Source organism: Pseudomonas sp. TE3728 (genome assembly GCF_056279145.1).
In genome coordinates this window covers 1,560,646-1,583,190 of sequence record NZ_JBWBQT010000001.1, presented here as the reverse complement: position 1 = coordinate 1,583,190, position 22,545 = coordinate 1,560,646, and the positions used below count along the sequence as shown (strand labels likewise).

At 59.1% G+C, this 22,545-nt stretch carries 23 protein-coding genes and 1 pseudogene; 12 read left to right on the top strand and 12 right to left on the bottom strand.

Annotated elements, in window-relative coordinates; all coding sequences use genetic code 11:
* Positions 1 to 281: 281 nt before the first annotated feature.
* The 3 genes from ACZ89R_RS06505 to ACZ89R_RS06495 all read right to left on the bottom strand — a co-directional run bounded on the left by ACZ89R_RS06505 (position 282) and on the right by ACZ89R_RS06495 (position 1,940).
* Positions 282 to 1,022 carry a Mut7-C RNAse domain-containing protein gene (locus ACZ89R_RS06505; RefSeq protein WP_429546310.1) on the bottom strand — a complete coding sequence of 247 codons (741 nt, stop codon included), beginning with the start codon at positions 1,020 to 1,022 and terminating at the stop codon, positions 282 to 284.
* A 31-nt stretch (positions 1,023 to 1,053) separates the two neighbouring features.
* Positions 1,054 to 1,533 (bottom strand): VOC family protein, encoded by a 480-nt coding sequence (locus ACZ89R_RS06500; protein ID WP_429546311.1) that lies wholly within the window; start codon positions 1,531 to 1,533, stop codon positions 1,054 to 1,056.
* 107 nt (positions 1,534 to 1,640) lie between these two features.
* Positions 1,641 to 1,940 carry a hypothetical protein gene (locus ACZ89R_RS06495; protein ID WP_123495335.1) on the bottom strand — a complete coding sequence of 100 codons (300 nt, stop codon included), beginning with the start codon at positions 1,938 to 1,940 and terminating at the stop codon, positions 1,641 to 1,643.
* A gap of 133 nt (positions 1,941 to 2,073) precedes the next feature.
* Between ACZ89R_RS06495 and ACZ89R_RS06490 the strand changes: the two genes are divergently transcribed.
* Positions 2,074 to 2,466 carry a GFA family protein gene (locus ACZ89R_RS06490; protein ID WP_429546312.1) on the top strand — a complete coding sequence of 131 codons (393 nt, stop codon included), beginning with the start codon at positions 2,074 to 2,076 and terminating at the stop codon, positions 2,464 to 2,466.
* Between the two features lie 222 nt (positions 2,467 to 2,688).
* Here the strand turns inward: ACZ89R_RS06490 and ACZ89R_RS06485 are convergent.
* Positions 2,689 to 2,790, bottom strand: a pseudogene (locus ACZ89R_RS06485) (hydroxypyruvate isomerase); the annotation flags it as partial.
* Between the two features lie 297 nt (positions 2,791 to 3,087).
* Here ACZ89R_RS06485 and sorA point away from each other — a divergent pair.
* Both sorA and sorB read left to right on the top strand, forming a co-directional pair.
* Positions 3,088 to 4,365, top strand: coding sequence for a SorA family sulfite dehydrogenase catalytic subunit (sorA, locus tag ACZ89R_RS06480; protein ID WP_429546313.1), 1,278 nt, complete (start codon positions 3,088 to 3,090; stop codon positions 4,363 to 4,365).
* Between the two features lie 10 nt (positions 4,366 to 4,375).
* Positions 4,376 to 5,014 carry a SorB family sulfite dehydrogenase c-type cytochrome subunit gene (gene sorB, locus ACZ89R_RS06475; RefSeq protein ID WP_429546314.1) on the top strand — a complete coding sequence of 213 codons (639 nt, stop codon included), beginning with the start codon at positions 4,376 to 4,378 and terminating at the stop codon, positions 5,012 to 5,014.
* Between the two features lie 196 nt (positions 5,015 to 5,210).
* Here sorB and ACZ89R_RS06470 read toward each other — a convergent pair whose 3' ends face one another.
* Entirely contained in the window at positions 5,211 to 5,696 is a 486-nt protein-coding gene (locus ACZ89R_RS06470) for a cupin domain-containing protein (protein ID WP_429547888.1), read from the bottom strand.
* A gap of 188 nt (positions 5,697 to 5,884) precedes the next feature.
* Here ACZ89R_RS06470 and ACZ89R_RS06465 point away from each other — a divergent pair, with 188 nt between their 5' ends.
* Positions 5,885 to 6,283 (top strand): DUF1801 domain-containing protein, encoded by a 399-nt coding sequence (locus tag ACZ89R_RS06465; RefSeq protein ID WP_429546315.1) that lies wholly within the window; start codon positions 5,885 to 5,887, stop codon positions 6,281 to 6,283.
* A 45-nt stretch (positions 6,284 to 6,328) separates the two neighbouring features.
* On the opposite strand, the gene arsN2 is transcribed toward ACZ89R_RS06465, so the two are convergent.
* Complete coding sequence (gene arsN2 / locus ACZ89R_RS06460; protein WP_221178755.1) at positions 6,329 to 6,757, bottom strand: arsenic resistance N-acetyltransferase ArsN2; 429 nt, start codon at positions 6,755 to 6,757, stop codon at positions 6,329 to 6,331.
* 99 nt (positions 6,758 to 6,856) lie between these two features.
* Positions 6,857 to 8,047 (bottom strand): MFS transporter, encoded by a 1,191-nt coding sequence (locus tag ACZ89R_RS06455; RefSeq protein WP_429546316.1) that lies wholly within the window; start codon positions 8,045 to 8,047, stop codon positions 6,857 to 6,859.
* A gap of 170 nt (positions 8,048 to 8,217) precedes the next feature.
* Between ACZ89R_RS06455 and ACZ89R_RS06450 the strand changes: the two genes are divergently transcribed.
* The 4 genes from ACZ89R_RS06450 to ACZ89R_RS06435 all read left to right on the top strand — a co-directional run bounded on the left by ACZ89R_RS06450 (position 8,218) and on the right by ACZ89R_RS06435 (position 14,269).
* Positions 8,218 to 8,559, top strand: coding sequence for a hypothetical protein (locus ACZ89R_RS06450; protein WP_429546317.1), 342 nt, complete (start codon positions 8,218 to 8,220; stop codon positions 8,557 to 8,559).
* Between the two features lie 96 nt (positions 8,560 to 8,655).
* On the top strand, positions 8,656 to 9,912 hold the full coding sequence (locus ACZ89R_RS06445; protein ID WP_429546318.1) for a TolC family protein: 1,257 nt from the start codon (positions 8,656 to 8,658) through the stop codon (positions 9,910 to 9,912).
* Positions 9,909 to 11,138, top strand: a complete 1,230-nt coding sequence (locus ACZ89R_RS06440; RefSeq protein ID WP_429546319.1) for an efflux RND transporter periplasmic adaptor subunit — start codon at positions 9,909 to 9,911, stop codon at positions 11,136 to 11,138. The genes ACZ89R_RS06445 and ACZ89R_RS06440 overlap by 4 nt, the downstream gene beginning before the upstream one ends.
* Complete coding sequence (locus tag ACZ89R_RS06435) at positions 11,135 to 14,269, top strand: efflux RND transporter permease subunit (RefSeq protein ID WP_429546320.1); 3,135 nt, start codon at positions 11,135 to 11,137, stop codon at positions 14,267 to 14,269. Before ACZ89R_RS06440 ends, ACZ89R_RS06435 begins: the two co-directional genes overlap by 4 nt.
* 52 nt (positions 14,270 to 14,321) lie before the next feature.
* Here ACZ89R_RS06435 and ACZ89R_RS06430 read toward each other — a convergent pair whose 3' ends face one another.
* The 3 genes from ACZ89R_RS06430 to ACZ89R_RS06420 form a co-directional block, all read right to left on the bottom strand.
* The gene (locus ACZ89R_RS06430) at positions 14,322 to 15,020 is read right to left on the bottom strand and encodes a dienelactone hydrolase family protein (protein WP_429546321.1); all 699 of its coding nucleotides are present in this window, start codon (positions 15,018 to 15,020) and stop codon (positions 14,322 to 14,324) included.
* A gap of 47 nt (positions 15,021 to 15,067) precedes the next feature.
* Positions 15,068 to 15,583: an HvfX family Cu-binding RiPP maturation protein gene (locus ACZ89R_RS06425; protein ID WP_429546322.1), complete on the bottom strand. Its 516-nt coding sequence runs from the start codon at positions 15,581 to 15,583 to the stop codon at positions 15,068 to 15,070.
* A gap of 212 nt (positions 15,584 to 15,795) precedes the next feature.
* Complete coding sequence (locus ACZ89R_RS06420; protein WP_429546323.1) at positions 15,796 to 16,425, bottom strand: ferric reductase-like transmembrane domain-containing protein; 630 nt, start codon at positions 16,423 to 16,425, stop codon at positions 15,796 to 15,798.
* Positions 16,426 to 16,654: 229 nt separating this feature from the next.
* Here ACZ89R_RS06420 and glsB point away from each other — a divergent pair, with 229 nt between their 5' ends.
* The 4 genes from glsB to ACZ89R_RS06400 all read left to right on the top strand — a co-directional run bounded on the left by glsB (position 16,655) and on the right by ACZ89R_RS06400 (position 20,990).
* Positions 16,655 to 17,563, top strand: a complete 909-nt coding sequence (gene glsB / locus ACZ89R_RS06415; RefSeq protein WP_008072010.1) for a glutaminase B — start codon at positions 16,655 to 16,657, stop codon at positions 17,561 to 17,563.
* 75 nt (positions 17,564 to 17,638) lie between these two features.
* Positions 17,639 to 18,757, top strand: a complete 1,119-nt coding sequence (locus ACZ89R_RS06410) for a DUF3616 domain-containing protein (protein ID WP_429546324.1) — start codon at positions 17,639 to 17,641, stop codon at positions 18,755 to 18,757.
* A gap of 83 nt (positions 18,758 to 18,840) precedes the next feature.
* On the top strand, positions 18,841 to 20,343 hold the full coding sequence (locus tag ACZ89R_RS06405; RefSeq protein WP_429546325.1) for an aldehyde dehydrogenase family protein: 1,503 nt from the start codon (positions 18,841 to 18,843) through the stop codon (positions 20,341 to 20,343).
* A 296-nt stretch (positions 20,344 to 20,639) separates the two neighbouring features.
* Positions 20,640 to 20,990 (top strand): BON domain-containing protein, encoded by a 351-nt coding sequence (locus ACZ89R_RS06400; RefSeq protein ID WP_123495315.1) that lies wholly within the window; start codon positions 20,640 to 20,642, stop codon positions 20,988 to 20,990.
* A gap of 118 nt (positions 20,991 to 21,108) precedes the next feature.
* On the opposite strand, the gene ACZ89R_RS06395 is transcribed toward ACZ89R_RS06400, so the two are convergent.
* Positions 21,109 to 21,768 carry a carbonic anhydrase gene (locus ACZ89R_RS06395; RefSeq protein WP_429546326.1) on the bottom strand — a complete coding sequence of 220 codons (660 nt, stop codon included), beginning with the start codon at positions 21,766 to 21,768 and terminating at the stop codon, positions 21,109 to 21,111.
* Positions 21,769 to 21,966: 198 nt separating this feature from the next.
* Positions 21,967 to 22,434 carry a cyanase gene (cynS, locus tag ACZ89R_RS06390; protein WP_007904428.1) on the bottom strand — a complete coding sequence of 156 codons (468 nt, stop codon included), beginning with the start codon at positions 22,432 to 22,434 and terminating at the stop codon, positions 21,967 to 21,969.
* Positions 22,435 to 22,545 lie beyond the last annotated feature (111 nt).

Below are 22,545 nucleotides of genomic sequence, written 5' to 3'. Positions count from 1 at the left end.
AATCCCGCCCGGTAACGGTAAGCCAGGGCAGTCTGGCTGTACTCAAATCGTCGCTCGCAAAAATAGTGTGCGGCGCAGCCGATGTGTTTTCCCGGCAAAGGTGCAGTGTCTTGTCTTTCTAACGCAGTCCTGTCCAGGTTGAGAGGTGGATTTCATGAACAACATCATCTACATCGTCGGGGTAGTTGTGATCGTCGTGGTTATCCTGTCATTCCTCGGGTTTGCATAGGCGAAGACCCCGCAAAAGCCAGTTTCCCTGGCAGCCGTCCCGATGCGCTCGACTATTGGCCCAGCAGAGGTGCCAGCAGTGCACACATGCTGCGCCAGTGCGCACCCTCCCAGTAAATCCGTTGGCAGGCATCGCAGCGCAGGAAGTGTGAATAGAGGGCGCCAACGCGGGGCGGCACCTGCAACCGGGCCAATTCCGGGCTGATCTCGTGCAGCGGCAGGTTGCAATGCAGGCACAGGCTGAATGGTCGCGCGCTACGCGCCAGGTCCAGGCGCTCGTACAATTCGCGCAGCTGCAGCGACGGTTTCAGGGCATGCACGTAACAGCCGTGGCTGATGATCCGCCGCTTGAGCAGTTCGCGGTCGCGGGTTAGCACGATGCGTCCTTGCTGCGCTGCGATCTCGGCGATCTCGCCGTCCTCGAAGCCATTGTCGTAGAGGGTGTCGAAGCCGCTCATGCGCAGCAGGTTTGCCAGCCCGCCAAGGTGCGCATCAGCGATAAAGCGCAGCACCCGTAAAGGTTGCGCACGAACCTTGAGCAGCGGGCTGATGTCCAGCGCTTCGAATTTGGGATACACCGCCAGCCGGTCATTGTCGAAAATCACCCGCTCCAGGCCCACCGACTCGCCGTTGAGCAGCACCAGCTCGACCTCGGTGTGCGGTATTCCGAGCGCTTCGATCATGTGCTTGACCGTCGCCCCGCGTGCGCACTCGCAGGTGAAGGACTGCCGCCGCCGGTCGGCCGGCAGGAAATCGTTGAGCTCCTCGTAGAAGCGGAAGGTTGCACGGGTCATGTTGAACAGTATGGCAGGGCTGCAGCGCTGGTTAATCTTTCAAAGCCGCTTCAATCGCAGCGATGTCGATCTTGCCCATCCCCATCATGGCGTCGAACGCACGCTTGGCCGCCGCTCGATCAGGATTGGCTATGGCGGCGGTCAGCACGCGTGGAGTGATCTGCCACGACAGTCCCCACTTGTCCTTGCACCAGCCGCATACATTTTCCTGGCCGCCGTTTCCGACGATCGCGTTCCACAAGCGGTCGGTTTCGGCCTGGTCGTCGGTCGCAACCTGGAACGAGAAAGCCTCGTTGTGCTTGATCTCCGGCCCGCCGTTCAGCCCCAGACAAGGGATACCCATCACTGTGAACTCCACCGTCAAGACATCGCCCTGTTTACCCGCCGGATAGTCGCCAGGCGCGCGAAGGACAGCGCCCACGGCGCTGTCCGGGAACGTCTCGGCGTAGAACGTCGCGGCATCCAGCGCGGTGCCGTCGTACCAGAGACAGATCGTGTTCTTGATGATCATCTTGGTTCTCCAGAATTGGCGTGTTATTCAGTGCCCTCGTTCATGACCGACGGGCGTTTGTTCAGTGATTGACCGCGAACAGAATGGACCGTTTCGATGACGCTCTATTAATTTTTGCACTCCGACAACACCACCTGGCAGGTATTGGGCGTACCCCCGGATCGGCCAGCATAACGAATGCAATTATCCATGGATTTTTTGCGAGCCATGCTCAAGGTATCGCCCCAAGCCAGGCCGCCCTCGCCGGCAGTGGGTATCGCTTTTGCGTAGCAGTTTGAGCCTGTATTTGAGGCTGAATAGTGAGCCGTGGAAGCTTTGCCTGCACATCCCGCCATCAGCGCCAGGTTGATCGCGAGCAGGGAGGGCAGGACCCATGACGAACACTGGCGCGCTGTTTTTCCGGTCATCCCGTTTCCCCTGAGGCTAGAGGCGTGTTTGTGCTGGTGCTCTACTCAGATTAGTCGACCCATGGCCGTGGCTTCGCTACTATTTTCACAGTTTGCAAAGTCACAACCGTCGCTTGATCAGAGGAGACGCAGCATGGACCGATTCACCGGCGGTTGCCTGTGCGGCAACGTCCGGATCGAGGCATCGGGACTCCCGTACCGGGTCGGCCTTTGCCACTGTCTCGATTGCCGCAAACATCATGGGGCTCTGTTTCACGCCTCCGCGATATTCCCTCAGGACGCGGTGACGATCGAGGGCGAAACACGCGACTACGCCGGACGGTTTTTCTGTCCCCGCTGCGGCTCGTCCGTTTTCGCCCGCACCGGCGACGAAATCGAAGTGAACCTGGGATCCCTGGATGCCCCTGACCAACTGACACCTACCTACGAAAGCTGGATCGTCCGTCGCGAATCCTGGTTGCCGCCGTTTCCGCTTACGCGACGATACGAGCGCGATCGTGACGCCACGGGGCGCTTTGAGGAGTAAGTCGCCCGAACGGTGCGAAGGCGCCCGGTAGGAGCTGTCGAGCTTGCGAGGCTGCGATCGGCTGCGCAGCAGTCGTAAAACCAGAAGTCGCGGTGTGTCAGTCAGACCGCGTCAGCCAGAATCACGACTGCTTCGCAGCCTCGCAAGCTCGACAGCTGCTACAAAGAGAGCGTCGTAGCTGTAATGGCTTTGCCTGAGCGGCATTTCAATCCAGCGTGAAGGGCGTTCAAGTGCCGCTTCGCTGTCGCCGCTGGCCCAGCCCTCGAACCCGACGACACCGGTGTATCCCTTGCCGAACAAGGCTTCGGCAATGGCCGGAGGATGCAATACGTGAGGTTTGGGTCGGGCACGGTCACCTGATATTCCTGAGCTACGCATCAGTGCCTCAAAGCATTGTTCTGATGCGAGCTCGCTATACCACCTATGTAGCAGCCTCTGTCATCAAATGTTAAATCACTGACGCTCAATGAAAAGCAGTCGATTTGCGCGTGACAATACTGACTCACTCACCGACGGTGAACAGTTAAGCGAAATTCCACTTACACATTAAGTCCGATGCCTCTCTGCCCTGATGGGAGGCTGTCAGTTGCATCTCAGTAGAACAATCATAGAGAGTGCAGAATGAAGTTCAGTTTTGTAGATAACAGCGAGCCGAGTCGCCGACGCATTCTACGCGATGCCTTCACTCTGGCTTTGGCGGCCTCTCCGTTGGCAAGCCTCGCCAAGGCAGCCGACGAGACCAAGGCAGCCGACGATACCAAGGCGGCCGACGAAAACGCCGAAGACGTGACCTTCGCTGCTGGCCCGCGGCCGCTGGTGCAATACCCGCAAAAACGACCGTTGACCCTGGTGACCACTCGCCCACCGCATCTGGAGACCCCATTCCCTGTCTTCAACCTAGGGCCCATTACGCCGAATGACGCCTTTTTCGTGCGTTATCACTTGCCCAATTTCCCTACCAGCATCGATCCGGACAGCTACCGTTTGACGATCAAGGGCTCAGTCAACACGCCGCTGTCACTGTCGCTTGCAGAACTCAAGGCCCTCGCCGAACCGGTAGAGGTGGTGGCCGTGAATCAGTGTTCGGGGAATAGCCGTGGCTTCTCGATGCCGCGCGTGTTCGGCGCTCAGTTGGGCAATGGCTCAATGGGTAATGCCCGCTGGGTGGGGGTGTCGCTCAAGGCGGTCTTGGAAAAGGCGGGTGTGAAAGCCGACGCCAGGCAAGCGACATTCCGTGGGCTCGATAGGCCAGTGCTGCCGAGTACGCCGGAGTTCATCAAGGCCCTGGACATCAGTCATGCCATGGATGGCGGGCCAATGATCGCCTGGTCGATGAACGGTACCGACCTGCCATTCCTCAACGGTTACCCGATACGTCTGGTGGTGCCAGGTTATTTCGGTACGTATTGGGTCAAGCACCTGAGTGAGATCGAAGTCGTCGACCACACCTATGACGGTTTCTTCATGGCTAAAGGTTACCGCGTTCCGGACAACGATTGTTTTTGCATCGCCCCCGGCACCACTGCGGCGCAGACTCAGCCGATTTCCAGGTTGCCGGTGCGCAGCTTCATCACCAGCGTCAAACACGGCGATGTGCTGCCGCTGAAAAAAAGCGTGGTGCTCAAGGGCATTGCGTTCGACGGCGGCGTTGGGGTCAACAAGGTTGAAATATCGATCGATGGCGGCAAAAGTTGGCGCGAAGCCAGGCTTGGTCAGGATCTTGGTCGTTTCTCCTTCCGTGAGTGGACGCTACCGATCACCTTTACCAGCAAGGGCGCCACACAGTTGATGGTGCGAGCCAGTAACAGTGCGGGCGAGACGCAACCGCTGCAAGCCGACTGGAACCCCGGTGGCTACCGCCGCAACGTAATAGAAACCAGCCACGTGACCGTCGCCTGAGGGGGCCCGCATGAAACGTATGACCACCTTGCTGTGCGCGGCTCAGGTTTTCTTGGCTGCCATGGCTAGCGCAGCGCCACTATCGATCACGTTGCCGCCCGAAACAGCTGCATTCAAGCCCAGTGCGCTGCCTGGCTACTCGTTGGCCCAGCAGAAATGTTCCACCTGCCACTCAGCCGATTACATCAACTTCCAGCCTCCTGGCATGACCTTGGCTCAGTGGACTGGTGAAGCGAGCAAGATGCAGCACGTGTACGGTGCTCCGATCAGCGATCAGGATGTGAAGATTATCGGCGCCTACCTTGCGGTGACCTACGGTAGTGCCCATGCGAGCGATGCCGATGTGCAGGCTGCCTCGAACCCGTCGGCGGGCCAACCCCCGGCGACGTCTGTAGCAAAAGTCGATTCCATGGCCTTGTTCCAGAGCAACTCCTGCCTGTCGTGCCACGCGATCGATCATAAGGTCGTAGGCCCGGCCTTTCACGATGTGGCTGCCAAGTATGCCAATGACCCGCAGGCACTGGCCAAGGTAACGTCCAGCATTCAGCACGGTGGTGCCGGCAAATGGGGGGATATCCCAATGCCGCCTTTTACGCAGTTAAGCCTGGACGATCTGCAAACCCTGGCAACTTTCATACTGGACCAGTAAGCCAACCTTTACCGGCCGCTGCGATGAGGGGCATCCGGCCGAACACTATCTCCAGCCAACACTATTCAGCCGAAGAAGATTGTTGCTGTGCCTTCAGCGACGCCAGCCAAAAGCCTGTTGCCGGACTTCAAAAGTGTCTCGCAGGGGTGACAGTGCGGTGGCCAGGCATGATTGATTCATTGTGCCTGGCTAGCGCTCACTGCATTTTTTTGTTCCTGGGATCGTCCGCCGGGTTGAGGTAAGTGATCCCCCAAGGCCCTGTGCCGTGGAGTTGAAGCACGGTTTCCTGTTCTCGACTGGCGCCGAACATCGACATGCCGACAGGAATGATCAGGGTGTCACCCGGATGATAGGCCTTGGCCCGTGCCGGATCGAATGTGTCTCCGGTGGCGAAGTAGAAGGTGCCCGAGATAACGGTTACGCGTTCGGTCACGGGATGGGTATGCACGCCGATTTTTGTATTGGCCGGCAGCTTCAAGCGCAGGGTGAAGGGCTCGGCGGCTTTCAGGTCACCTTCGATCACGGCAATCATTGCGCCAGGTCCCACCGCCGGCGCAGGTTTCCAGTTGAGTCCGGATGAGGTGGCGGCAATAAAACCCGCTTCCTCGGCCAGGGCGGTCAATGTCAGAAAGGCAGGGCTGAGCAAGGCCAGTAAAACAGCGACCGCTTTGTGGGCAATCATCATGGTTTCCTCGTGTGTGGGGGTCTCAATGCACAGGCGCAGAGCCTGTGTAATCAAGTCATATACGTTGACGGTAGCCGAATGCCGGATCGCGGATATATCCATTGTGAACCAGTGCTATAACGCATAAGCATGAATGTATGTTGGCCCGGTCCTACCGGGGCCCACCCTGAGGAGTGACAACCATCATGAAGAAGATCGACCCAAAAGACGGCGAGGAGGGAGGCTCCGTCTCTGTACTGATAGACGCAAAAATCAAGGCGCTGACTGACTGGCGGGGTGAGACCCTCGCTCGGGTTCGAACGCTGATCAAGCAGGCCGACCCTGAAGTGGTCGAGGAATTGAAGTGGAGAGGGGTTCCGGTGTGGTCGCACGCCGGCATCATCTGCACCGGTGAGACATACAAGAATGTCGTAAAGATGACCTTCGCCAAGGGGGCTTCGCTGGAGGATCCTTCAGGTCTCTTCAACGCCAGCCTTGAAGGCAACACCCGACGTGCCATTGATATTCATGAGGGCGAGAGGGTTGATGAAGAGGCGTTGAAGGCGCTGATTCGTGCGGCGGTGGCGCTCAATACGTCGGTGTGAACGGCTGACTGCACTGTTCAGTCTCAGAGAGGTATCAAGGAGAGCCTATAAAGTTTTTCGTAGATAGCTCGCCGACGCAGGGCACAGGTGCTTGAACTGAGCTGTCTGGCTGATTACGACAGGCGCTTCACCCCTATCGAGCAATTCATAGCCATTGGCTGCAAAAAAATCAGCCGCGCTTTGGGTCAGCAAGTGGAGTCGGACTGCGCCTTGGGAGATTGCATAGCGTTCCAGTTCAGACAACACGGCTTTACCCAGCCCCTCGCCACGACAGGTCTTACAAACGACCATTGAACGAAGCAATAGATCAGGGCCAGAACCTTCCAGCCCTCCATAAGCAACCCGGTTTCCATTCACCTCGAAGCGGAAAAACTGCAGCCCCGGTTCGCTTATATCATCGTAAGGAAGTCCTGCTTCACTCAAAGACTCACGAAGCTGATTCAAACCGCTGGGCCCTACTTTAATCGTCTGCATCGTTTGCTCCATTAAGATGTTTTTGGCACCAAGTTACTCGCTCAATCCTGGCGCTTGCCAATTGATCGTTCCGGGCTCAGGTTAGCGGTTGCGGTGGGACTAAGGCTTACGCAACAGAAGCAACAACAACGCCGCAGCCGCCAGCACCGCCCCGACGATGAAAGTGCTGGCCGAGCCCGAGGTCTCCCACAGCGCGCCTGCGAGCACACTGGCGATCAACAGGCACACGCCGCTGATCAAATTGAACAGGCCGAACGCCGTGCCCCTGAGGTGTTCCGGTGCGGTGTCGGCGATCAGCGTCGCGAGAATGCCCTGGCTGAAGCCCATGTGCAGGCCCCACAGGGCCACGCCCACCAGCATGGTCATGATCGAGTCCGCATGCGCCAACAACAGGTCTGCCAGGATCAGCAGGACGATGCCGATGCATAGCACTTTGGTGCGGCTGATCCGGTCGGACAACCAGCCGGCAGGGTAGGCGGATACGGCATAAAGCAGTGACATGACCACCATCACCATCGGCACCCAAGTGGCCGTCAGACCTGTTTGCTGTGCTTTCAATACCAAAAAGGCTTCGCTGAAACGGGCCAGTGTGAAGAGCCCGCCGACAATCACCACCCACCAATAATCGCGCGAGAAGTCGCGCAGGACTTTCCAGTGGATAGGCGAGCGGAAGGCGCGTTCGCCAGCGACAGTGGTCGGCTCTTTGACCCCGCCGACAATCATCGCCACCGATATCACCGCCGGGATCACCGCAAACCACAACACCAGATGGATCTGCCCGAGCCAGAGCATCAGCACGATGGCCAGAATCGGACCCAGAATGGCACCCACGGTGTCCATCGATTGGCGCAAGCCAAAGCAGGCGCCACGGATTTCGGCGGGGGCGATATCGGCGACCAGCGCATCTCGCGGCGCGCCACGAATGCCTTTGCCGATGCGATCCAGAAAACGCGCGGTGAACACCACATCCACCGAGTGCGCGAGGGGAAAGAGCGGTTTCGACAAGGCGGCCAGACCGTAGCCCATCAACAGCAGGCCTTTGCGCCGGCCGATAAAGTCGCTGATGGCGCCGGAGAAGATCTTGGTCAGCATCGCGGTCGCTTCGGCGATGCCCTCGATCACCCCGACGGTCAACGCGCTCGCGCCCAAGGTCGTGACCAGAAATATCGGCAGCAGGCTGTGCACCAGTTCTGAAGACAGGTCCATGAACAGGCTGACAAAACCCAGCGCCCAGACTGTTCGTGGAATACGTAACGGATCAGAGCGGATGCTTGCGGGATTTTTTTTCACATCAAGTCCTCATCTGAACACCGGGCTCTGGTCGGCTAGCCCATCCTGCGTGTGTTTGAGTGTGTGTCTGAAGTCTAGGGGGCTATCGCAAAACCGTTCTTGCAAAGACAGATGCGCTTTTCAGCCAGCTGTCGTTGTAAGCATCGATTGCTGTGTCTAGACTCCAGCCCATGAAACGTTATTTGCGGTTTTGCCTCGCCTTCCTGATCAGCTTCGCGCTTCCCGTTAGTGGAATGGCGGGCGTTCAGGCTCCTGCAGAACCTTGCCCGATGAAAACCATGGGCATGGCAATGATGGTCGACATGGATAAAGACTGCTGCCAAGACATGAGTCGCCCGTCCGAGCATGGCAAACCCTGTAAACCCGGTCAGGAATGCAAAACCGGTGGCATGCTGCAAGTCACCATCGCCCAACCTCCAATCACCCTTTTCAGCCCCATCGTAGCCTCGTTTTTTGTAGACGCACTGCCTGTTCAAACCCCGCCCGGGGTTTGGCGCCCCCCTCGCAGCTGATTCCTGTTCGACGCTGAGCCCCATTCCACCCATGCGGAATGGCGTTGCTGCGCGCCCTTTGAAAGCGCGCAGCGGATCATCACAGGAATTGTGAACATGAACTCCATGTGCTTTCGCGCAGGGTGGTCGCTATTGGCTGCGCTGGCGGCAAGCGTGCTGGCTTTGCCGTGCGTTGCTGCGCCATTGACTCTCGATGAAGCCCTTCGGCTGGCGGATGACAACGCGCCATCCCTCACAGCCCAGGCCGAAAAACTCCAGGCAGCACGAAGCGCCGCCATTCCTGCCGGTGAGTTGCCCGACCCCAAGCTGCTGCTGGGGGTACAGAACTTCCCGGTGGGTGGTCCCGATCGCGGGACGCTGGATCACGACTTCATGACCATGCAGATGGTCGGTGTGATGCAGGAAATGCCCAATGGCGACAAACGTCGGGCACGTATCGACGTCGCTGAGGCCGCCGTTGAGCTGGCCGCTGCGCAAGGTCGTGTCGAACGTTTGAACGTGCGACAGGCCACGGCGATGGCCTGGATCGGCAGTTATTCGGTGGAGTTGAAACAGACGCTGTTCCAGGAGTTTTACCGCGAGAATCGATTGTTGGCTGACACCGTTCGTGCGCAGATCGCCAGCGGGCGCGCTCAGCCTGCCGATGCGGTGACACCGAAGCAGGAAGCGGCGCAACTGGAAGAGCAGCAGGACCAATTACTGTTTCAACGCGCACAAGCTCGCGCGCTACTCAAGCGCTGGATTGGTCCCGCCGCCAATGAACAACCGGTCGGAAATTGGCCGCAATGGCCCATCGATGCGTCGGGTTACGTGAACAAGCTTGAGCATCACCCTGCATTGGCTGCATTTGCGCCATTGACCCGCGAGGCTCAGGCCAAAGTCCGTGAAGCGGAGGCTGACAAACGGTCCGACTGGAGTTGGGAGCTCGATTATCAGCGGCGCGGTCGGGAATTTGGCGACATGGTCAGCGTGCAATTCACCTTTGATCTACCGCTGTTTCCCGATACCCGTCAGAACCCGAAGATCGCTGCCAAACGTGCTGAACTGAATCAACTGGCGGCCGAACGCGAAGCGTTAACCCGTGAGCAAACCCAGCAGCTGGAAGAACAACTGGCCGACTATCAACGGCTGGACCGTGCTGTGCGGCGTCAACAGGAGAACCTGTTGCCGCTCGCCAAAGAAAAGGCCGAATTGACCCTGGCCAGTTATCGGGCGGGCAAAAGTGACTTGTCGGCGGTCGTCGCCGCCCGGCGTGAATTGATCGAGGCGCGCCTGAAACAGATCGATGTCAACGAACAGAAAGCGCTGATCAGTGCTCGGCTGTATTTCGCCTATGGGGAGGCCGGCCAATGAACATTCAGCGTTTTGTAGGTGTTCTATGGGTTGGCGGTGCATTAGTCCTGGGCGGTGTCAGCGGTTACTGGTTTGCCCATCGAGCAGAGCCCCTTGTTCCAGGCTCCGTGACCCAGGACGAGCGCAAGACCTTGTATTGGTACGACCCGATGTACCCGCAACAAAAGTTCGATAAGCCCGGTAAGTCGCCTTTCATGGACATGGAACTGGTGCCGCGCTACGCCGACAGTGCTCAGGACACAGCTTCCGTGCAAATCGATGCGAGCGTGACGCAGAACCTGGGGCTTCGTCTGGCCACCGTTACCCGTGGCGTTCAGGCTTCCAGTCTTGAAGCGGTAGGCGTGCTGACCTACAACGAACGGAATGTCGCGGTGATCCAGGCCCGGAGTCCGGGTTTTGTCGAGCGGGTATATGCCCGGGCACCAGGTGATGTGCTCAAGGCTGGTGCGCCATTGGCGGACGTTCTAGTCCCTGAATGGGCCTCGGCGCAGGAGGAGTTCCTTGTACTCAAGCGCATGGGGGATGTCGGGCTGTTGACAGCGGCCCGCCAACGCCTGCGTCTGACCGGAATGCCGGCGGAGTTGATTACCCGGATCGAGCGCAGCGCGAAGGTACAGCTGAACCACACCATGACTACGCCCATTGCTGGCGTGTTGCAGGAGTTGAATGTTCGTGCCGGTATGACCTTGGCTGTTGGCGATACGCTGGCCCGGGTCAATGGCCTTGAGAGTGTGTGGCTGGCGGTGGCCGTGCCGGAATCGGCAGCCGGGGGAGTCCAGGTCGGTCAGTCGGTAGAGGCCAGGCTTGCGACGTTTCCGGACGCCATTCTTCACGGTACGGTCAGTGCAGTTCTACCGCAAACCAGTCCGGACAGCCGAACTGTCAGCGTACGGGTTGAATTGCCCAATCCCGACGGCCGATTGCGACCCGGTCTCACGGTGCAGGTGCGGTTGAAGCGTTCGACCGAGCACAGTGTGCTGTGGGTGCCGAGCGAGGCATTGATTCGCACCGGTCGGCGCGTGTTGGTGATGCTTGCCGAAGAGGGCGGACGCTATCGCCCGGTAGAGGTGCAGGCAGGGCAGGAAAACGATGGCCAGACGGCGGTCCTCAATGGTCTGGAGGAGGGGCAGCAGGTTGTCAGTTCGGGCCAGTTCTTGCTCGACTCAGAAGCCAGTCTCAAAGGCATTATTGTCCAGCCTCTTGAGAAAACCGGAGCCCAGCCATGATTGCCGGATTGATTCGCTGGTCCGTGGCCAACCGTTTCCTGGTGCTGCTGGCAACATTGTTTGTCACCGTCTGGGGAGTCTGGTCAGTACAGAGCACTTCCATCGATGCGTTGCCGGATCTCTCCGATGTTCAAGTGATCATCCGTACACCCTATGCGGGCCAGGCGCCGCAGATTGTCGAGAACCAGGTGACCTATCCCTTGGCAACCACGATGTTGTCGGTGCCGGGTGCCAAGACAGTTCGCGGCTATTCCTTTTTTGGCGACAGCTTTGTCTACGTGTTGTTCGAGGATGGAACCGATTTGTATTGGGCGCGCTCACGGGTGCTGGAGTATCTGAGCCAGGTCCAGAGTCGTCTGCCGGCCAGCGCCAAACCGGCGTTGGGACCGGATGCCACCGGGGTTGGCTGGATTTATCAGTACGCCCTGGTGGATCGCACTGGCAGGCATGACCTCGCGCAACTGCGCGCCTTGCAGGACTGGTTCCTCAAATTCGAACTCAAGACCCTGCCCAATGTTGCCGAAGTGGCCACCGTGGGCGGTATGGTCAAGCAATATCAGGTTCAGCTCGATCCGCTGAGAATGGCCAGTCTGGGAATCCCCCAGACTCTGGTCACCGAGGCGATCGGCAAGGCCAATCAGGAAACCGGCGGTGCTGTGCTGGAAATGGCTGAAACCGAATTTATCGTGCGTGCTTCGGGCTATCTGAAGACGCTTGATGACTTTCGTGCCATTCCCCTCAAGCTCGGAGTGGGTAGCGTGCCCGTCACCCTCGGTGATGTGGCGACGATTCAACTGGGGCCAGAAATGCGTCGTGGCATCACTGAGCTCGACGGCGAAGGTGAGACTGTCGGGGGCGTGGTGATTTTACGCAGCGGCAAGAATGCTCGCGAAACCATTGCAGCGGTCAAAACGAAGCTCGATGAATTGAAAAGCAGCTTGCCGGTCGGTGTAGACATCGTCACCACCTACGACCGCAGTAAGCTGATCGACCGCGCGGTGGAAAACCTCAGCCGTAAGCTGATCGAGGAATTTATCGTCGTCACGCTGGTCTGCGTGATTTTCCTATGGCATCTACGTTCGGCGCTGGTGGCGATCATCTCTTTGCCGGTCGGCGTGTTGATTGCTTTTATCGTCATGCGTTATCAAGGCATCAACGCCAACATCATGTCGCTGGGTGGCATTGCGATTGCCATCGGTGCCATGGTCGATGCCGCGGTGGTGATGATCGAGAACGCCCACAAGAAGATCGAGGCCTGGCACGTCGCTCACCCACTGGAAGAACTGAAAGGTGAGCGTCATTGGCAGGTCATGACTGACGCGGCGGTAGAGGTGGGACCGGCGCTGTTCTTCTGCCTTTTGATCATCACGCTGTCGTTTATTCCGGTATTCACTCTGGAGGCCCAGGAAGGGCGCCTGTTCGGACCACTGGCATTCACCAAAACTTACGCCATGGCCGCAGCGGCAGGGCTGTCGGTGACGTTGGTGCCGGTATTGATGGGCTACTGGATTCGCGGACGGATCCCTGATGAACAACGCAACCCTTTGAATCGCTGGTTGATCAGGTTCTATCAGCCGGCGCTGGACGCGGTGTTGATTCGACCGAAAATCACCCTGCTGGTGGCGTTGCTGATCTTTCTCAGCGCGTTTTGGCCGATGTCTCGCTTGGGAGGCGAATTCCTGCCGCCGCTGGATGAAGGTGATTTGCTTTACATGCCCTCGGCGTTGCCAGGATTGTCTGCGCAGAAAGCGGCGCGATTGCTGCAACAGACGGACCGGCTGATCAAGACCGTGCCAGAAGTCGAACATGTTTTCGGCAAGGCGGGCCGTGCAGAAACCGCCACCGACCCGGCGCCGCTGGAGATGTTTGAAACCACTATCCAGTTCAAGCCACAAGAACAATGGCGTCCAGCAATGACCCAGGAAAAACTGGTGGAAGAACTGGATCGAGTGGTCCGTGTGCCGGGGCTGACCAATATCTGGATTCCACCGATCCGCAACCGTATCGATATGCTCGCCACCGGTATAAAAAGCCCGATCGGGATCAAGGTTTCCGGAAGCAATCTGGAGCAGATCGACATGGCCACGCAGGGGATCGAGCGCGCCGCCAAAGGTGTGCCGGGCGTCAGTTCTGCCCTGGCCGAACGTCTGACTGGCGGCCGTTACATCGATGTGGATATCAACCGCCAGGCTGCCGCTCGTTACGGACTCAATATTGCCGATGTGCAATCGATCGTGGCCGGTGCCATCGGTGGCGACAATATCGGGGAAACCATCGAAGGTCGTGCACGGTTCCCGATCAATCTGCGTTATCCCCGTGAGTGGCGTGATTCCCTGGGAGCCCTGGAGCAATTGCCGATCTATACGCCGCTGGGGAGCCAGATCACTCTCGGTACAGTGGCGAACATCAAGGTGACGGATGGCCCGCCGATGCTCAAAAGCGAGAACGCCCGACCGTCCGGCTGGGTGTATATCGACGTCCGTGGACGGGATATCGGGTCAGTGGTCGCCGACCTGCGCCAGGTCGTCAGTGAGCAAGTCAAATTGCAGCCCGGAATGAGTCTGAGCTATTCCGGGCAGTTCGAGTTTCTTGAGCGGGCCAATGCGCGACTCAAGTGGGTCGTGCCAGGCACGCTGCTGATCATCTTTGTGCTGCTTTACCTGACCTTCGCGCGTTTCGACGAAGCCTTGCTGATTATGGCGACGCTGCCTTTCGCCCTTGCAGGGGGTGTGTGGTTTCTCTACTGGCTCGGGTTCAATCTGTCGGTGGCCACGGGTGTCGGCTTCATTGCGCTAGCCGGTGTGTCCGCTGAGTTTGGCGTGATCATGCTGCTCTATCTGAAGAACGCCTGGGCCGAGCGCGAAGACGCTGGCGATCGCACTGAGCTCGGGTTGCTCGCCGCGATTCGTGAAGGGGCGGTGCAACGCGTCCGACCCAAGGCCATGACCGTCGCGGTGATCATTGCAGGTCTGTTGCCGATCCTGCTGGGGGGCGGCACCGGTAGTGAGGTCATGAGCCGCATCGCCGCGCCAATGGTCGGTGGAATGATCACCGCGCCCCTGCTTTCTCTGTTTGTCATCCCGGCGGCGTATCGCTTGATGCGCCGTCGTCAGGTTGAAGGAGTGAAATAGCACTCGGCCTTCCCGGCGGCACGAATGCGATTCGGCCGCCGGGTCGTCTGGTTCAAAGGTTCTGGCTGAGAAAGATCAACGTATTGCCATGTGCTTCGACCGCCGCCCGCTGGTTGTAGCTGTCACGGTGTGAGCAGTTGAAGCCATGTTCGGCTCCCGGATACACCTCGATATCGACGTCATCGTTGAACTCGAAACGCTCGGCGATTTGCTTCACGGCGTCGATGGGGATGTGGCTGTCCTGTTCGCCGAAGTGCATCAGCACCGGCACCTTGATTTCATCGGCTCGATCCAGCTGGTTCTGAATGCCGCCGCCGTAGTAGGCGATCGCCACGTCGACGAAACCGTTGGCTGCGGTGTTGTATGACAGCATGCCGCCGAAGCAGAAACCGATAGAAGCGATTCTGCCGTCCAGCCCCGGCTGCGCTTTCAGAGCGTCAATGGCCAGTTTGATGTCGGCCTGCGCTTTTTTGGTGTCGGTGGCGTTCATCAGCTCGACGGCGCGTTTCCAGCCGGCTTCGTCGTAGCCCAGTTCGATACGGTGGCCGTTGCGCCAGAACAGATCCGGCGCGATGACCAGGTAGCCGTCGGCGGCGTATTGCTCGGCGATCGAGCGGATGTGCTCGTTGACGCCGAAGATTTCCTGAATCAGCACAATCCCCGGACCTTTAAGGGTGTGGGGGATGGCCAGGTAAGCGCCGAATGTGCCCTCGGCGCTGGTGATCTCGATCCATTGGGTGGTCACGCTCATGATGGCTCCTTTACATAAGTTGGGTAGGTTATCGAGACGCTGGCGGATCAGCGGAGACTGCGCCGCCAGAAGTATCGAGCCAACAGCGCGTCGACGCTGAGTTTGCCGGCCCCCGAGAGTAACAACGGCATGAGGGCTGCGAGGTAGATCAGCGGCAGTTTGAAGTTGCCATGGCCTTTATTGCTGATGGCATAACCCTGGGCAAGTTCACTCAATGTAGACCAATCGGCCGGCCAGTGAACGGCAGCGGTCGCGACGATCGTGACCACGGTCAGAATAATCGCCGAAACCCGCGTCCCCAGGCCCGCCAGCAGGGCGAGGGCGCAGATCAATTCGGCCCACATCGCCAGTTCCCAGTTCAGCGTGGCCGGTACGTGATTGAAGGGAAACGGGAAGCTGTTCTGGATGTCGGCGAACCAGTTCTGGCCGTTCCATTTTTCCAGGCCTGATTCGAAAAACTCCCAGGCCAGAAACACCCGCAAGGTCAGGGGGGCGATCCAGCTGCCGGCACGGTCGAGGTTCAGGTGCAGGCCTTTGAGGGCCGATGAGAGGGAGGTATTCATGGGCTTGAGCTCCGGGATTTGATCGACAGGTGCATTCATTGTGGGAGCGGACTGTGGCGAGGGGCTCGCCCCCGTTCGGCTGCGAAGCAGTCGTAAACCCGTTACATGCGGTTTAACTTTGAAATGCCGGGGCCGCTTCGCGACCCAACGGGGGCAAGCCCCCTCGCCACAAAAGCTCGCTCCCACAGGGGAATGTCGGTGTTGTTGAGGTTTCATTCGGTCAATAGCGTGTTTCTGGCCGACCGTTTGTACTTCAGCGCAATCTTGCCCAGCAGCCGAACGACGATTGCCGAAAACATCAAACCGAACGGCAATACGTACCAGGCGCTCAGGGGGATGCGTTTGAAGTTGGAATAGGTGAACACCGCCGCAATCACCCACATGCCGCTGACGTGCAGGGCTTTCCAGGCTTTGGGGCCGATCAGCCGCGCCGTGGTTTTGAATGAGGTCAACGCCATCAGCACAATGAACAGATAACCGACCGAGCCCGGGATGTTGCCGACCGTGGTGCGGCCGGGCCAGAACTCGGGGTTCAGTTGGCCATAGCTGTAGATCAGGAGGGCGTGCACCAGGTGGGAAAATGCAAAGGCCAAGCCGATGAAGCGTCGTTCGCGCACCAGCGATCGGGTGAAAGGCGAGGGCACCAGCACGGCCAAAGCGGACGCAGTGAACGCCGCGAGAAACAGCCCAAACGAAGTGCGTGCGGTGGCGCGAATGGCGCTGCGCGTGGCCTCCACCAGGTCCGGGTTGAGCAGCAGAATCAGGCTGGTCATCACCAGCACCAGCAAGGACAGCAGGCCAAACAGCGACCAGCCGTGGTAACGGGGAACTTGGGTCATCATGACGACACTCCTGAGCAAGAGCCGACCCGGTTTTGCCGGTGATCGGCGGACGGCAAGAGTTTTTCAACCCGGTGTGTGGGCGGTATGTCCGAAAGGTTTCCCGGCGCAAGTTCATGTATCCCGGGCCCCGACAGATACATTCCCATACAAAACTGTGATTCAGCCCCGACCAGTGGCGTCTAGCGAAAGTGTCCCCGCAATCCCATGGGGCGAGACTTCGGAACCCGGCATGCAAGCGCTGTTGAACGAGATCCTTGACGCAGTCCGACCGTTGATCGGTCAGGGCAAAGTGGCTGACTACATTCCCGCCCTCGGCACCGTGCCGGCCAATCAGTTGGGCATTGCCGTGTATGGCAATGACGGCGAGTTGTTTTGTGCCGGAGACGCCGACACGCCGTTCTCTGTGCAAAGTATTTCCAAGGTGTTCAGCCTGGTGCAGGCCATCGACCATTCCGGCGAAGCGATTTGGGAGCGTTTGGGCCATGAGCCGTCCGGACAGCCGTTCAACTCGCTGGTGCAGCTGGAGTTCGAGCGCGGGCGCCCGCGCAATCCCTTCATCAACGCCGGTGCGCTGGTGATCTGCGACATCAACCAATCACGCTTTGCCGCGCCGGCATTGTCGATGCGCGATTTTGTCCGGCGCTTGTCCGGCAACCCGAATGTCATGGTGGACGGCAAAGTCGCCGAGTCGGAATACCAGCACCGCGCGCGTAACGCGGCCATGGCTTATCTGATGCAATCGTTCGGCAACTTTCATAACGACGTCGAAGCCGTGCTGCGCAGCTACTTCAGCCATTGCGCGCTGCGCATGAGTTGCGTGGACCTGGCCCGCACGTTCTGCTTTCTGGCCAATGACGGTTTCTGCAAACACAGCGGCGCACAGATCCTCAGCGCCCGCCAGACCCAGCAAGTCAACTCGATCATGGCCACCAGCGGGCTGTACGACGAAGCCGGCAACTTTGCCTATCGCGTCGGTCTGCCAGGCAAGAGCGGCGTGGGCGGGGGCATCGTCGCGGTGGTGCCGGGACAATTCACGGTGTGCGTCTGGTCCCCGGAGTTGAACGCTGCCGGCAACTCCCTAGCCGGCATGGCCGCGCTGGAATTGTTGAGTCAGCGGATTGGCTGGTCGGTGTTCTGATGGCCTGTCTTGACTAGCGCCCGATGACCGCTACCGTGAAGCAGGCATTCTTTGACTCAAGGGGCGGGTGACTTCATGGTGAATTTCGGTTCCGCGCTTCTAGTCTTCAATGACCCGGCCACTCAGTTGCGCAAAGGCTTGTCTGCCGTGGTCCAGATAGGCGACACCCTTTGGGTCGCCAATGATGAATCCTTGAGCCTGGAGCGCTTCACCTTGCGTGAGCGCGTCGGTGCGGGCGAGTTTCTGTTTGATCAGCACAAACAATTCCCGTTGGCGTCCCTGTTGACGCTGCCGGTCATCCCGACGATTGGCGAAGAATTCGTTGAGGCAGACCTGGAAGGCATGAGTTACGACCGCGACACGGGGTATCTCTGGATGGTGGGGTCTCACAGCCTGAAACGGAGAAAACCTGATAGCTCCAAGTCCCCGAAGAAAAACGCCGAGCGCCTGGCAACGGTCAGCCGCGATGGCAATCGTTTTCTCCTGGCCCGGATTCCGGTGGTCGAAGAAAACAGGACGTTCACTTTGGTGAAGAGCACCGCCGGCGATGATCGAGTTGCCGCCCAATTGTCCGGCAATCAACTGGGCAACGAATTGCTCGACGAGCTCAAGGACGACGAGCATGTGGGGGCATTTCTGCACATTCCCGGCAAGGATAACGGGTTCGATACCGAAGGCCTCGAGGTCAATGGCAAGCGGGTTTTTATCGGGTTGCGAGGGCCTGTGCTGCGGGGCTGGACCATTGTTCTGGAGGTCGAACCCGAAGACCATCCCAAGGCCGTCCACACGCTGACGCTGAAAAAAATCGGGCCTGGGGGGCGAAAATATCGAAAGCATTTTCTCCAGTTGGGCGGGCTCGGCGTCAGGGATTTGTGCATCGATGGTGATGACATGCTGATTCTGGCCGGGCCGACGATGAACCTCGACGGGCCAGTCAGCGTATTTCGCTGGCTCGACGGTGCCAGGCCAACAGACGAAAGTTTTGTCTTCAGCGAACAATTGCTGCCGGTCCTGGAGGTTCCTTACGGGCAAGGAAAGGATAAAGGCCGCGATCATGCCGAAGGACTGACCTTTATCAGCACCGCGGGCGTAGAAGAGCCCTTGCTGCTGGTGGTCTATGACGCGAACGCCGGATGGCGCAAACAGGGGAGCAATCGCCTGGAGCAAGATGTATTTCGACTGGCAAAAAAGTAACCGCTACTGCGCCCCAGTGAATGACGCTCCACGGATTTTCCTATACATTTTCTGACCGCTCTCCTGCATGGTGAAACCGTTTCATGTCTCTTGCACTCGAACGTCTAGTCGCTGGCACGCCAATCCCTTTTGCCGGTAACCGTGTCACTGTCGTCAGCCCCGAACTGGCGGCGCGCTTTCAGCCCGGCGACCATCTGCTGGTGGAGCAGGTCAGCGGCGAATTGTTGCTGATACCAGTGGCCGACCAGCAAGCGGCGGCTGTCGCCATCGAGCGCGCGGAATCGGCATTCGCTGCAATGTCTACCGTCTCGGATCACGCCATCAGCGAGTTCTTCGATCATTTTGCTCAACGCCTGGAAACCCCGGAATGCTGGGCCTTGATTGCAGCCGCCAATCTGGCCGACATCGAGCGAGCCAAGGCGCGCGGGCGTTCCACCACGCGGTTGCTCGCCGATGAACGCATGCGCGGCGACATGATCGCCGGCCTGCGGGCCTGGCGCGATGCACCGGCCACCCGTGGCAAAGTCGTGAGCTGCGTCGAGCACGACGGCTGGAAAGTCGAGCAAGTGGTTTCGCCGCTGGGTATCGTCGCGTTCGTGTTCGAAGGCCGACCGAATGTCTTTGCCGACGCCGCCGGTGTATTGCGCACGGGCAACACTGCGGTGCTGCGCATTGGCAGCGATGCGTTGGGCACTGCCCAGGCCATCGTCACCCACGCATTGAATCCTGCACTGGCCGACGCCGGATTGCCGACCGGTGCGGTGTCACTGGTGGAAAGCGTCAATCACGCCGCTGGTTGGGCGATGTTCGCCGATCGGCGCCTGTCATTGGCCGTGGCCCGTGGTTCGGGACGGGCGGTCAGCCAGTTGGGCAGCATCGCGCAACAGGCCGGCACCGCCGTCAGCTTGCACGGCACCGGCGGCGCGTGGCTGATCGCCGACAAACACGCCGATGCCCAGCGCTTTGCCGCCGTAGTGCGCAACTCGCTGGACCGCAAAGTCTGCAACACCCTCAACGTTTGCGTGATCCACCGCGACCGCGCCGCCGAACTGGTGCCGCTGTTTCTCGATGCACTGCAACAGGCTGGCACCGCTCGGGGCCAGGGCTGCAAGTTGCATATCGTCGAGGGGAGCGAACAGCATTTGCCAACTGATTGGCAGACCGCGAGCGTCGAGGTGTACCGCGCCGAAGGCTATCAGACCGAAGCGTTGGCCGAACCGCTGCCCGAGGATCAATTGGGCCGCGAGTGGGAATGGGAAGAAACCCCGGAAGTCAGCCTGAAGATCGTCGACGACCTGGACCAGGCCATTGCCTTGTTCAATCGTTACAGCCCGCAATTCACCGTGTCGCTGATCAGTGAAGATGCCCCGGTGCAGGAGCGTTTCTACAACGCGGTCAACGCACCTTTTGTTGGCAACGGGATTACCCGCTGGGTTGACGGTCAGTACGCGCTGAACAAGCCGGAACTGGGGCTTTCGAACTGGGAAAGTGGCCGCCTGTTTGCGCGCAGCGCGATTCTCTCGGGCGATGGCGTATTTACCATCCGTAGTCGCATGACGCAGACGAGTCTGTCGGTCAAACGTTGAAACGGCACTCCAAAACGGACGGCGAGGGACAGCCCAATGTCGGTAGTTAAGGGCTTGAACACCGCAGCCCTGTGGGAGCGAGCCTGCTCGCGATAGCGGCGGGTCAGGCAACATTGATGCTGAAGGTGCTGCCGTCATCGCGAGGAGGCTCGCTCCAACAAGTTTGCGCGGCTTATCTTACCGGCATCAGGGACAGCCCCCCCGATCGCAGGCAACGGCACGTACTATACTTAATGTGTGTCCGCGTCTGCGGTGGGGCGGGCGGCGCATCTGATTACGTGAGGGAGAGTTGCGCCATGAAACTTCATTCCTTTCAACATTACTCTCATGATCTGGAATCGGTCGTTCACGACGCGTGGATTACCACCAGAGTGAAGTCGGCCCTGGCATTGGCCGACTCATCCCTTGGCCTGCATGTCCATGTCAAAACCCATGCGGGCAGGGTGGCATTGAGCGGCCGCGTCAACACTCATAGACAGTGTGAGCAGGCTGTTGCTCTGGCCCGTTCGGTTCCTGGTGTCGTCGACATCGATGCCAGCGAATTGCTCACTCATGTGTTCACGCCGGGCAGTTTTCCAGAAGCGCCCAATGCCGAAGAGACCACTGAACGTCGGTCACAATCGTCTACAAAAATCGACGATAAATGACAGGGGCGATCTTGTGAGTGTCACATTCCCGGTCGGGAACCGAGGACGGGCGTAGTCGCGCGCGTGCCCACTTTGTAACGCTGCGCCAAGCTTGGTGCAGCTCGGGCAGACGAACCGTTCAGGCGGCTTCGACCGCTTGACCATACACCGCACAGGTGTCCGGGTGCTCGGCCAGCGACACGAAGTTGCGCCGGCTGGCATCCAGCGCATCGACGGAGCCGGTCTCGATTTCATAAACCCAACCATGCAGATTCAGCAGGCCTTTTTCCTGGGCCAGGCGCACGCTCGGGTGAGTCTGGATATTCGCCAGTTGGGCGATGACATTTTCCCGGACCATCGAACTTACCTTGGCTGCGTCGCTGGCGTGAGGGCGGGAGTCATTGATTACCTTGGCCGACTCGGCGTGTTGCAACCAGCCGCTGACGGCGGGCAGGTGATCCATGCATGTGCACTGAGCGATGGCGGTCATGGCGCCGCAGTCCGAATGCCCGCAGATCACGATGTCCGTCACGCCCAATACCGCGACCGCATATTCGACTGTGGCCGACACACCGCCGGGATGCGGACTGTACGAGGGCACGATATTGCCGGCATTGCGCACCACGAACAGTTCGCCGGGCTCTTGCTGGGTCAGTAATTCCGGCACTACGCGGCTGTCGGAACAGGTGATAAACAATGTGCCGGGATGCTGGGTAGTGGCCAGGTGTTTGAACAGGTCGGTACGTTGTGGGAAGGCTTCGTTCTGGAACTTCAATAAACCTTCGATGAGCGCTTTCATGGCGGACTTCCTTGCAATGAATGAGAGGGGGCTAATGCCAGTCAGTTAGGCACAATCCATGTGGGAGCGAGCCTGCTCGCGATGGCGGTACATTCAGCATCAATGTTGGCTGACCCGCCGCTATCGCGAGCAGGCTCGCTCCCACAGGGGGCAGTGTTCAAATTCTTAATTGACTGGCATTAGTCGGTGCGGGCTATTTCAGAACGGACGCAACGGCAGGAACTTGCCGTCCAGAGTAATCACTGCGCGGGAACCACCTTCCGGGTCTTCAACTTTCTTCATGTCCAGCTTGAAGTTGATCGCGCTGATGATGCCGTCGCCGAATTGCTCGTGAACCAGGGCTTTGAGTGTGGTGCCGTAGATCTGGATCATTTCGTAGAAACGGTAGATGGTCGGGTCGGTCGGGATACCCGAGAGGCTGCCGCGCAGCGGAATGATCTGCAGGCGGGCCACGGCGTCGGCGTCCAGTTCGAGTTTCTCGCCAATCACCCTGGCGGCAGCTTCCGGCAGCGGATGCTGGCCGAGCAGGGCGGCGGTGACGTAGGCCAAACCCAGGCCGGTGCCGTCGGTCAGATCCTGCCAGGACAGATTTTTTCGCGCCTTGGCATCGAGGATCGAAGTGGTCAGGGCCAGACTCGGGTCTTGGTAAGCATGGGACTGTTGCATGGTGTGACTCCTATCGGTTGTCGCTGGAAAGTGCAGCCATCTTCGGTCGATTGATCCATAGCGTCCAAGACCGATATACAATGCTTCGCATAAGTCCTGCCTATAGATGGT